This is a genomic window from Vibrio sp. TRT 21S02, assembly GCF_050113675.1.
Classification (GTDB): domain Bacteria; phylum Pseudomonadota; class Gammaproteobacteria; order Enterobacterales; family Vibrionaceae; genus Vibrio.
Map to the genome: position 1 here is coordinate 35,020 of NZ_JBNJOI010000009.1, position 11,846 is coordinate 46,865.

Genomic DNA, 11,846 nt, shown 5'->3' on the forward strand with positions numbered 1-11,846 from the left:
ACTAAGGCAGTTACCGGCTCTTTATCTCGATGAACTATTACTATTTCTCACTGAACATTTCATATCAAACCTTCCTTTCTCATTATTCAGGGGCAGCAAGCTCAGTATTAGTGATTACAGACAATGGGTTACGGCTACAGCTTCCTGCAACCCGCTTTCGGCCTTTTTTAACCCAAATCGGAGTTAAAGGGCGTTTTCGACTGACAACTGACCAAGAAAACAAATTTATTAAGTTAGAAGTTCTGTGAGCAACTGATTTAATAGAGCTTTAAATAGAACCTTAATCACATTCTCAAACATTTCATCTTCTTAAAGGTTTAAATAATTAACCTTTTGTCAATAAAGCTTTTACAATAACCCTGCATTACCCGTGTTAAGCACTATGCTTACAACATCCCCAACAAAAACATACAATTCTAATTGTGGAGTGTGATTATGACCGCGCGTGAAACACTGATGCCGGTTCTGCTTGAAAAAGTATATAAGCTTATTCAAGACAAACTCGAGCTTGCTCATCAGCCTTTAGTCACTCAACTTGCTCAGCATCTTTTCAGCAATATTTCTCAAGATGATCTTGTGGAAAGAAATGAATCTGATTTGTATGGTGCCGTTGTTAGTCTTTGGCATCATATAAATGAAAAAAAACCGGAAGATATTTCCGTTCGAGTATTTAACCCATCAGTCAGTCGTCAAGGTTGGCAATCGACTCATACTATCGTTGAAATCGTCGTACCTGACAGCCCGTTCCTTGTTGACTCAACCAAAATGGCATTAAGCCGCCTTGGATTAGACTCTCACTTAATGTTGCATGGTCCAACACAAGTTGAGCGTTCAAAGCAGGGAGAGATCATCAACCTGAATAATGGTACTGGTGTAATGCAGTCCTTATTCCACGTAGAAGTGGATCGCTTAACGGATAAATCAGAAATGGCTTCTCTGAAAGAAGAGCTGTTATCCATTTTGCTTGATACGGGCCTTGTCGTTCAAGATTGGCTGCTGATGGTTGAAAAACTGGAAGAAGTAACGAACCAAGTTGAATCGAAACAAGGTAAGTTTGATATTGAGCGAGATCGTTGGGATGAAACTATCCAGTTTTTACGTTGGCTAGGGAATCACAACTTTACCTTTATGGGTTACAAAGAATATGACTTGGTTACGGTTGATGGTGACACCGAATTGCGCCCAACCAAAGAGAAAGGGCTAGGTCTTTTCGCGAATGAACATCGTGTTCGTAGCGTTAAACTTTCAAATTTCCCTGACTCAGCCAGACTTGAAGCGAAAAAGCCATTCTTACTTATTGTGACTAAAGGCAATACACCGAGTCGCATTCATCGTCCAGCGTATACCGATTATATCGGAATTAAAAAGTTTGATAAGAACGGTAAAGTGGTTGGGGAACATCGATTCACTGGTTTATACACGTCTGCGGTATATAACCAAAGTGTGTCCGGTATTCCGCTGATACGTGAAAAAGTAGGGCGAATTCTTGAAGCGAGTGGTTATCGTGAAGGTTCATATTCTTATAAAGCGTTACACAATATCTTAGAAAACTATCCAAGGGACGAACTGCTGCAAGCAAAAGAAGAAGAGCTGCTAGAAGTCGGCATGGGTGTCGTTCAGATGCAGGATCGTGACTTGCTTCGTTTGTTCGTACGAAAAGATCCGTTTGGTCGTTTCTTTAGCTGCATGGTTTATGTCACCAAAGATCGTTACAACACCGAATTACGACGTCAGACTCAGCGTATTTTGCAGCAGTATTTTGGTTGTGAACAAGAAGTTGAGTTCACCACATATTTTTCTGAAAGTCCTTTAGCTAGAACGCATTACATCGTCCGTGTCGATAATAACAACATGGATATCGACGTAAAAACAATTGAGCAAAACTTAATGGAAGCATCTTCTACATGGGATGATCGTTTGAAAGAAGCGATCATTGCGAACTTTGGTGAAAGCAAAGGATTACCGCTATCGAAAGATTATATGCGTGCTTTCCCCCGATCGTATAAAGAAGATGTGATGCCGGGATCGGCGGTTGCCGACATTGAACGACTTGAGTCACTAAGCGATGACAACAAATTGGGCATGTTGTTCTATCGTCCGCAGGAGTTGGGTAGTGATTCCAAAGCCGTCCGATTGAAACTCTATCATCGCGACGAACCTATCCATTTATCTGATGTCATGCCGATGTTGGAGAATTTAGGTCTTCGAGTGATTGGTGAATCACCTTATGAAGTAAGAAGTGCGAATGGACAGATTTATTGGATCCTAGATTTTTCTATGCTTCATAAGAGCGATAAGAGTGTTGATCTACGTGAAGCTCGCGATCGTTTCCAACAAGCTTTTGCTGCTATTTGGGCTGGTGAGCTTGAGAGCGATGGATTTAACCGCTTGGTGCTAGGTGCATCACTTACAGGAAGAGAGATCTCGATTCTTCGAGCTTATGCTCGCTACATGCGCCAAGTTGGTTTCCCGTTTAGTCAACATTATATCGAGGAAACCTTAAGTCATTATCCTGATCTTGCTAAAGGGTTGGTGGATCTTTTCGTTAAGCGTTTTGATCCGAAACACAAAGGAAGTGAGAAAGGACAAAAAGACCTGATCAAGAAAATGATGGAACAGCTTGATCATGTAGAAAGTCTTGATGATGACCGGATCATTCGCCGTTACATGGAAATGATTACGGCGACATTACGTACCAACTATTATCAGCTCGACACGAATAAACAGAATAAGCCTTGGTTGGCATTGAAAATGAAGCCAAGTGACATTCCTGAAATTCCTCAACCAGTGCCTGCATTTGAGATCTTCGTTTATGCTCCAGATATTGAAGGTGTGCATTTACGTGGTGGTAAAGTTGCTCGTGGTGGCTTGCGTTGGTCTGATCGCCAAGAAGATTTCCGTACAGAAATCCTCGGGCTGGTGAAAGCACAGCAAGTTAAGAATACGGTTATTGTCCCGGTTGGTGCTAAAGGGGGCTTTGTCTGCAAACGCCAACACATGCTGACATCCCGAGATGAGATTTTTGCTGAAGGACAACGCTGCTACAAGCGCTTTATCCGCGCATTGCTTGATGTGTCAGACAACATCATTGAAGGCGAAGTGATCCCTCCTAAAAATGTTGTTCGTCATGATGAAGATGATCCATACCTCGTGGTGGCGGCGGATAAAGGAACCGCAACGTTTTCTGATCTCGCTAACTCTGTGTCGGAAGAATACAATTTCTGGCTAGGAGATGCATTTGCCTCTGGTGGCTCAAATGGTTATGACCATAAAGCCATGGGCATCACGGCAAAAGGTGGTTGGGAGTCCGTTAAACGCCATTTCAGAGAAATGGGAATTAACTGCCAAACAACGGACTTTACTGCGGTAGGTGTCGGAGACATGGCCGGTGATGTGTTTGGTAACGGAATGCTGTTGTCGAAACATATTCGATTGCAAGCTGCGTTTAACCATTTACATATTTTCATCGATCCAAATCCAGATTCTGCTAAAGGTTGGGAAGAGCGTAACCGCTTGTTTAACTTGCCACGTTCGAGCTGGGAAGATTACAACCAAGAATTGATTTCAAAAGGTGGTGGCGTATTTTCTCGTAGAGCGAAGTCGATCAGTTTGACTCCAGAAATTCAGAAAATGATCGGTACGAAGAAGGCGTCGTTAGCTCCAAATGATCTTATTAAAATGATCTTAAAAATGGAGGTCGATCTTCTTTGGAATGGTGGTATCGGTACATACGTTAAAGCTTCCACTGAAACTCACACCGATGTAGGGGATCGTGCGAACGATGTCCTTCGTATTGACGGAAAAGAGCTAAAAGCCAAGGTTGTTGGCGAAGGTGGTAACTTGGGTATGACTCAGCTTGGGCGTATTGAATACGCGTTGACTGGTGGCCGAGTAAATACCGACTTTGTCGATAATGTGGGTGGTGTAGATTGCTCAGATAATGAAGTGAATATTAAGATCTTCCTGAATACCTTAGTTGCGCATGGTGATCTCACCGTTAAACAGCGTAACCAGATACTGGAATCAATGGAAGATGAAGTGGGTGAAATCGTTCTAGATGATGCGTACTGCCAATCAGAGTCAATTTCAGTCACTGAACAACAAGGGGTTTCTTTAGTTAAGGAACAAATCCGCTTTATCCATACAATGGAGAAAGCAGGGCATCTTGATCGTGCATTGGAGTATATTCCTGATGATGAAACGCTTCTTGAACGCGAAAAACAAGGCTTTGCTTTAACAAGACCTGAACTTTCTGTACTGGTTGCATACGGTAAGATGGTATTGAAAGAGGAGCTAGTCCACGATGACATCGCAAATGATGAATATCACGGTCAGCAACTCATTAATTACTTCCCAACCGAGTTACGCCGTAACTATTCTGTTCATATGCAAGAACATCCATTGCGTTCAGAGATCATTGCTACTGCGCTAGCAAACCAAATGGTTAATGAAATGGGCTGCAACTTTGTTACTCGGCTTCAAGAAGAGACAGGAGCAAATGTTGTTGATATCGCCAATGCGTATGCGGCATCCCGTGAAATATATGGGTTAGGGCGAATATTGGAGCAGGTCCGTGAATTAGATAACGACGCGGAAACCTCAGCGCAGTACGATATGATGTTTTATGTTCGACGCACTTTGAGAAGACTTTCTCGTTGGTTGTTGCGTAACCGAACTGGTAAGCAAAGTGTCAGGGAGTTAATTGAGTTGTACCAATCTGATGTTCATGCCATTACTGACAAACTGGATGACATGTTAGTTCCTGCTGAAGTAGAGGAGCACAATGACATGGCTAAAGCATGGATTGAGAAAGGTATCAGTGCCAATATTGCGAGTTATGTGGCTCGTCTATCAAGTCTGTATTCAGTACTGGATATATCTACAGTATCTCGTGAAAAAGGCAAGTCCATCGAGCAGAGTGCAAAACTCTACTACAATCTTGGTGATCGATTGTCCCTGCATTGGTTCCTAAAACAAATCAATACTCAAGCCGTTGATAACCATTGGCAGGCATTGGCAAGAGCGGCCTTTAGAGAAGATTTAGATTGGCAACAGCGTCAATTGACAGGTCAGGTGTTAAGCTGCAGTTGCTCGGCAGAAGATCTTGATGTGATGAAAGAACTGGAGCAATGGATCTCGAATAACGAACTCTCACTTCATCGTTGGGAAAATATTCTTAATGAATTTAAAGTGGGTTCCGTCCATGAATTTGCAAAATTCTCAGTCGCATTACGTGAATTAATGCTATTAAATTTGAATTGTTCCTCAAATGAGTAAATAATAAGGCCCCGTTTATACGGGGCTTTTTTCTTTCGGAGGCACAATGCTTTACCGCTTAGCCAGAACTGGCTTTTTCCAACTTGATGCCGAAAAGGCACATGATCTAGCAATTCAAAACTTCAAACGCTTTACCGGCACACCTCTTGATATTTTCTACCGTCAACAACTACCAAATCGACCAGTCGAATGTATGGGCATTACATTTCGTAACCCTGTAGGGCTTGCTGCGGGTTTGGATAAAAACGGCGAATGTATTGAAGCATTTGATGCGATGGGGTTTGGCTTCGTTGAAGTCGGGACTGTAACACCACGTCCTCAATCAGGAAATGATAAACCACGTTTGTTCCGCCTTGTTGAAGCGGAAGGAATTATTAATCGCATGGGTTTTAACAACCTTGGTGTAGATAACCTGATTGAGAATGTTAAGAAAGCTAAGTTTGATTGCGTACTTGGCATTAACATTGGCAAGAATAAAGATACTCCAATAGAAAAGGGCGCTGAAGATTATTTAATCTGCATGGAAAAAGTGTACGAGTATGCCGGTTATATTGCAGTGAATATTTCTTCACCCAATACTCCTGGATTACGTTCACTACAGTATGGTGAAGCTTTAGATGAACTTCTATCTGCGCTAAAAGAGAAACAAGCGGAATTAGCCGAGAAACACGATAAATATGTTCCACTTGCATTAAAGATCGCGCCGGATCTTAGTGATGATGAAATTAGTCAGATTTGTGAGTCTTTGATCAAAAACAACATTGATGGTGTGATCGCAACAAATACAACATTAGATCGCACAATGGTCGAAGGTATGAAGCATGCTTCAGAAGCTGGTGGTTTAAGTGGACGACCAGTACAGTCTCGCAGCACCGAAGTTGTGCGTAAACTTCATGAGGAATTGGGTGATAAGTTACCTATCATTGGTGTAGGTGGGGTAGATTCATTTGTGTCTGCAAAAGAGAAACTGCTTGCGGGTGCAAAACTTGTGCAAGTGTACTCTGGCTTTATTTACCATGGTCCTGGTCTAGTACGTGATATCGTCAAAAACCTAAATTAAATTGGTGACGCCGTCACACTGGCGTAACTATTAAAATCTAAGTATTTTCGAGAGGAAATGAGTAATCATTTCCTCTTTTTTTTTATTAATTCACCAATAGAATCTTCAGTACATTTGGAAAGGTAATTAAGCGTTTCAACCTTATAACGCACAATCAGGATATTGGAATTATGCTTAAACCCAGTGAACGATGGACATGGTATTACGAAGACAGGGAAGGCCACTTGATGCTGGACCTGGGCAATGACATGGTCTTCAAAACTAACCTTTCCAGAAAATTGATAGTCGATTGTGCGATCGGCATTAACGAATTCTCTGTTGATGATGCAGCTGCTTTCGAAGTATACAAAGAGCAAATTGCTCTATTAGATATTAGTGAGCCTCGTCAGGCAGAGTTGGCGTTGTATTGTGTCGCAGCTAAACGCTTTCATAAGCCTGTCCAACCTAAGAGCTGGTTTTTTGATTGCATTTCAGATGGTGCCGTTCCACAAGAAGGGGATTTCATTTATTTAAGCAATTCCTATGGTGGTGGCTACTTCTTAGTATTGGAAGTAGGAGAGAGTGCGAGTCTTTGTGCGTCAATTAATTTGGACACTTTTGTGCTCAGCAGCGCAAAAGAATTGGTTTTTGGTGAAGCAATTAAAGTCATGCATGATCGCATGGTTATCGCAAATCAGGATTTTATAGCAAGCCCGATGGCTCTCGTCGGGTAAACAGTTCCCTTTAAATGAACAATCGTTCCTTTGTTTCATTTCATTTCCCAGTCGGCCTTAGCGCCGACTTTTTTTTGCTTTATAAACTTTCCATCTTGGGGGAGTTGTTTACTCACTTATCAAACCAATTCGCTGGAGACCTAGTGTTTCATATGTGAGATAGATTCAATTATCTAAAGTCTAAAGCAGAAACATTTGCTTCATTTGCTGTTCATTTTATCTTCTAATTTATCCAAAATTCCTCTATTCAGGTGTTTCTGTAATTAACTTACATCCAAATTAGTCCGTTGGTATAGACCAATTTCAAGGTAAATAAGTATTCACTTTCTCCAGGAGTTTAGGAAAAAGGTTGTGATTACTCTTGAAGACCAAAAAATGAACTTTGTTGGTTGTTTTCAAAAAGCTGTTGAATTGATGAGCAGTTGAATGAGTGTTTTTCGAGATTTTCAGACTTTCGGTAACGATATTTATGTTTGTCAGGTATAATGCGGGGTCATTTTTTATCTAAATAAGAACGCTATGCATCAATATCTTGCGGTGACTTCAAACGGTCTGGAAAATCTATTAGTTGAAGAACTCACTTCGTTGGGAATTTCAAATGCTAAACCTGTGCAGGCAGGGGTGAAGTTCAAAGCTACAAATGAACAGGTTTATCGCTGTTGTTTATGGAGTCGTTTGGCGTCTCGTTTTGTTCGAATCTTGTCTGAATTTACATGTCAAGATGACATGGATCTTTACTTGGCGACATCAGCAGTCAACTGGGTGAATCACTTCCATAGCTCAAAGAAATTTGTTGTGGATTTCAACGGAACGAACCGCGAGATTCGGAATAGCCAATACGGGGCTATGAAAGTAAAAGATGCAATAGTTGATTGTTATAACAAAAAGAATCTACCTAGGCCGACGATCAGCAAAGATCATGCAGATCTTCGAATTCACGTTAGATTACATAAAGATAAAGCGCTGCTTGGTATTGATATGGTGGGTGGAGGCTTACATCAACGTGGTTACCGCCCAGCATCAGGCAAAGCTCCACTAAGAGAAACACTTGCAGCAGCAATAATCCTGCGTTCTGGTTGGGACTTTAGTAAATCATTACTCGACCCAATGTGTGGTTCAGGAACATTACTGATTGAAGCAGCAATGATGGCTGCAAACATGGCTCCTGGCGTTAATCGCAAGAAATGGGGCTTTGAAGCTCTCGAAGATTTTGAGCCAGAAACATGGGCTGAAATCAAATCTGAAGCTGCTGTGCAGGCACGAAAGGGTGTCAAAAAAGTTGACGCTAAGTTCTTTGGTTTTGATAACGATGAACGAGTTTTGCAAACAGCGAAAGATAATGCGCGTAGAGCTGGTGTTGAAACCTTAATTGAATTTCAACTTGGCGATGCAGCAAAAGTGGCTAAGCCAAAAGAGTTTAACTCTGGAGTTATCGTATGTAATCCTCCATACGGCGAACGTTTAGGAACACATCCCGGGCTTATCGCTTTATACACAGCGTTTGGCGCTCAATTAAAAGCTGAATTTGGGGGCTGCCAAGCGTCGATCTTCTCAAGTTCTGATGAATTGCTTAGTTGTTTAAGAATGAGGGCAGATAAGCAGTTCAAATTAAATAACGGTGCGTTACCGTGTCACCAAAAAAACTACAGTATTTCTGAACGATCAATAGAATCAAAAAGTGACGTTGTCACCGAATCTGTAATTGCACCAGACTTTTCTAATCGATTGAAAAAGAATATCGGTAAGATTGGCAAATGGGCGCGCAAAGAAGAGCTCGATTGCTACCGAATTTATGACGCAGACTTACCTGAATACAATGTTGCGATAGATATCTATCAAGACCATTTGGTAATTCAGGAATATGCAGCACCTAAAAACATCCCTGAAGAAAAAGCGAAGAGACGCCTAACTGATATTATTCGTGCTGCAATTCAAGTGACAGGCACTGAAGCGAATAAAGTGGTTTTAAAAGTTCGAGAGAAGCAAAAGGGTCGCTCTCAATACCAAAAGCTATCACAACAATCAGAAACACTAGTTGTGAATGAATATGGTGTAAACCTTACCGTTAATTTGCACGACTATCTGGATACGGGGCTGTTTTTAGATCACAAGATCACACGTCGTAAACTTGGTGAAATGGCACACGGAAAAGATTTTCTTAATCTCTTTGCTTATACCGGATCTGCCACAGTACATGCTGCGTGTGGCGGTGCTAAATCAACAACGACGGTTGATATGTCTAAGACTTATTTAGACTGGGCGAAAGAGAACATGAAGCTCAATGGCCAAGTTGGTCGCCAACATCAGTATGTACAGGCCGATTGTTTACAATGGCTTGAAAATGAGAAAGGAACTTACGACCTTATTTTTATCGATCCGCCAACGTTTTCTAACTCAAAGCGTATGGAGCAGAGTTTTGATGTTCAAAGAGATCATATCCAGCTCATGACGAATCTAAAGCGTTTGTTGCGTCCAAATGGGACAATTGTTTTTTCGAACAACAAACGTCATTTTAAGATGGATTTTGAACAGCTTCAGCAGTTGGGATTGCATGCCCAGAATATTTCCAGTCAAACGCTACCGTTAGACTTTTCGCGTAATAAACACATCCACAATTGCTGGTTAGTGAGCCATATAGAAGGGTAAATTTAACGTGTCTATCAAGCTATACAGTACTGAAGGATGCCATCTGTGTGAAAATGCATATGAGTTGACGAAGCAAGCAGGAATCGCTGAACTTATTGAAATCGTTGATATTGCACATGATGACACATTGTTTTCTCGTTACGGCGTCACGATTCCCGTGTTAAATACTAACGGTTCTGAGTTAAATTGGCCGTTTGACCTTGAAGAATTGCAGAAATGGTTAGAAGAAAATGGCATTACTTACCATAAATAATGGATTACTTGCGTTCGGTGATCATCCGTTGTTGGACAATGCAGATTTTGCACTGCAAGAGAACGAACGTGTTTGTCTCGTAGGACGAAATGGCGCTGGCAAATCAACACTGATGAAAGTGTTAGCTGGCGAGGTTTTGTTAGATGATGGCAAATTAACGGTTACCCAAGACGTAGTTGTGTCTCGATTGGAGCAAGATCCTCCACGAAATGAAGATGGAACGGTTTATGATTATGTTGCTGGTGGACTTGCGGAAGTAGGCGAACAGCTGAAGATCTACCAAGATCTGCTTGATTTAGTTGCTAATGAGCCATCAGAACAAAATATCAACAAGCTTGCTCGTACTCAGGAAAAGCTTGAGCATTCTGGTGCATGGCGATTTGAAGATCGGATCAAAAATGTTTTAACCGCATTGAAACTGGACGGTCACCCCAAACTTACCGATCTATCCGGTGGATGGCAAAGAAAAGCGGCTTTAGCCCGAGCATTAGCACGAGACCCTGATGTTTTATTGCTGGATGAACCAACGAACCACCTTGATGTTACAACCATCGAGTGGCTAGAAGGCTTTTTAAAAGATTTCCGTGGTTCGATTATCTTTATTTCTCACGACCGTGCGTTTATTAAATCAATGGCCACACGTATTGTGGATTTAGATCGTGGGGAATTGGCATCTTTTCCAGGGAACTATGAAAATTACTTAGTTGAAAAGGAAGAGATGTTACGTGTCGAAGAAATGCAAAATGCAGAGTTCGATAAGAAGTTAGCACAAGAAGAAGTTTGGATCCGTCAAGGGATCAAAGCGCGTCGCACTCGTAATGAAGGTCGTGTTAGGGCTCTTAAAAAGCTTCGAGAAGAGCGCCAGAACCGTCGTGAGGTTCAGGGCAAAGCAAATATCCAAATTGATGATGCCGCCCGTTCAGGCAAGATCGTCTTTGAAGCTGAGAACGTGAGTTATTCTATCGATGGTAAGTCAATTATTTCAGATTTTTCGTTTAACGTTCAGCGAGGCGACCGTATTGCCTTAATTGGTGCCAATGGTTGTGGTAAAAGCACACTGCTAAGACTAATGCTTGGAGAACTACAACCGGATTCCGGTAAGTTACATTGCGGTACAAAGATAGAAGTTGCTTATTTCGACCAATATCGTGAAGTGCTAGATCCAGAAAAGTCGGTGATTGATAACCTAGCTGATGGTAAGCAAGAAGTTATGGTCGGTGGGCGCCAGCGTCATGCTTTGAGCTACTTGCAAGACTTCTTATTCGCACCAAAACGCGCGCGTACGCCAGTCAAAGCGCTTTCTGGTGGTGAAAAAAACCGTCTTCTTCTTGCTCGGATCTTTTTAAAATCTAACAACTTGTTAGTTCTCGATGAACCGACCAATGATTTAGACATCGAAACATTGGAACTTTTAGAAGATTTGCTTGCCAATTACCAAGGCACATTGCTATTGGTTAGCCACGATCGTCAGTTTGTCGATAATACCGTAATGACAAGCTGGATTTTTGAAGGTGAAGGCAAAGTCGAGGAATTTGTTGGTGGGTATCATGATGCTCAGCAACAACGTGAGCAAGTGATTAAGTCTCGTGAGGCAGAAAAAGTTGTCTCAAAGACGAAAGTGGTTGAGGAAACTCCCAAAACTGTATCTCAGAAGACAAAACCTAAGAAGTTGTCTTATAAACTACAGCGTGAACTTGAGGTCCTGCCAGCTAAATTAGAACAGCTGGAAGTAGAAATTGAAACACTGCAAGAGCAGGTAAACAGTTCCGATTTCTTTAGTCAGTCTGTTGAGCACACACAACCCGTTTTAGATAAGTTAACTGCGCTAGAGCAGGAACTTGAAATTGCTTTCGAGCGCTGGGAAGAGCTTGAAGCAATGCAACAGGAAAGTTAAGAA

7 protein-coding genes are annotated in these 11,846 nt (G+C 41.8%); all 7 read left to right on the plus strand.

Annotated features, from left to right (window positions below; genetic code table 11):
* Positions 1-29: 29 nt before the first annotated feature.
* The 7 genes from ACQEXU_RS13090 (at position 30) to ACQEXU_RS13120 (ending at position 11,843) form a co-directional block, all read left to right on the plus strand.
* The gene (locus ACQEXU_RS13090) at positions 30-248 is read left to right on the plus strand and encodes a DUF2835 domain-containing protein (protein ID WP_367986448.1); all 219 of its coding nucleotides are present in this window, start codon (positions 30-32) and stop codon (positions 246-248) included.
* Positions 249-435: 187 nt separating this feature from the next.
* Positions 436-5,277 (plus strand): NAD-glutamate dehydrogenase, encoded by a 4,842-nt coding sequence (locus ACQEXU_RS13095; RefSeq protein ID WP_427011147.1) that lies wholly within the window; start codon positions 436-438, stop codon positions 5,275-5,277.
* A 46-nt stretch (positions 5,278-5,323) separates the two neighbouring features.
* Entirely contained in the window at positions 5,324-6,337 is a 1,014-nt protein-coding gene (gene pyrD / locus ACQEXU_RS13100) for a quinone-dependent dihydroorotate dehydrogenase (protein ID WP_367986446.1), read from the plus strand.
* Positions 6,338-6,507: 170 nt separating this feature from the next.
* The gene (locus ACQEXU_RS13105) at positions 6,508-7,050 is read left to right on the plus strand and encodes a cell division protein ZapC (protein ID WP_427011148.1); all 543 of its coding nucleotides are present in this window, start codon (positions 6,508-6,510) and stop codon (positions 7,048-7,050) included.
* Between the two features lie 519 nt (positions 7,051-7,569).
* The gene (gene rlmKL, locus ACQEXU_RS13110) at positions 7,570-9,696 is read left to right on the plus strand and encodes a bifunctional 23S rRNA (guanine(2069)-N(7))-methyltransferase RlmK/23S rRNA (guanine(2445)-N(2))-methyltransferase RlmL (protein WP_427011149.1); all 2,127 of its coding nucleotides are present in this window, start codon (positions 7,570-7,572) and stop codon (positions 9,694-9,696) included.
* 7 nt (positions 9,697-9,703) lie between these two features.
* Complete coding sequence (locus tag ACQEXU_RS13115; RefSeq protein ID WP_427011150.1) at positions 9,704-9,949, plus strand: glutaredoxin family protein; 246 nt, start codon at positions 9,704-9,706, stop codon at positions 9,947-9,949.
* On the plus strand, positions 9,927-11,843 hold the full coding sequence (locus ACQEXU_RS13120) for an ABC transporter ATP-binding protein (protein ID WP_427011151.1): 1,917 nt from the start codon (positions 9,927-9,929) through the stop codon (positions 11,841-11,843). Before ACQEXU_RS13115 ends, ACQEXU_RS13120 begins: the two co-directional genes overlap by 23 nt.
* Positions 11,844-11,846: the final 3 nt, after the last annotated feature.

Coding starts and splice junctions, on each gene's coding strand:
- pyrD (WP_367986446.1), top strand. CDS start 5,324: ATGCTTTACCGCTTAGCCAGAACTGGCTTTTTCCAACTTGATGCCGAA.
- ACQEXU_RS13120 (WP_427011151.1), top strand. CDS start 9,927: ATGGCATTACTTACCATAAATAATGGATTACTTGCGTTCGGTGATCAT.
- rlmKL (WP_427011149.1), top strand. CDS start 7,570: ATGCATCAATATCTTGCGGTGACTTCAAACGGTCTGGAAAATCTATTA.
- ACQEXU_RS13090 (WP_367986448.1), top strand. CDS start 30: ATGAACTATTACTATTTCTCACTGAACATTTCATATCAAACCTTCCTT.
- ACQEXU_RS13095 (WP_427011147.1), top strand. CDS start 436: ATGACCGCGCGTGAAACACTGATGCCGGTTCTGCTTGAAAAAGTATAT.
- ACQEXU_RS13105 (WP_427011148.1), top strand. CDS start 6,508: ATGCTTAAACCCAGTGAACGATGGACATGGTATTACGAAGACAGGGAA.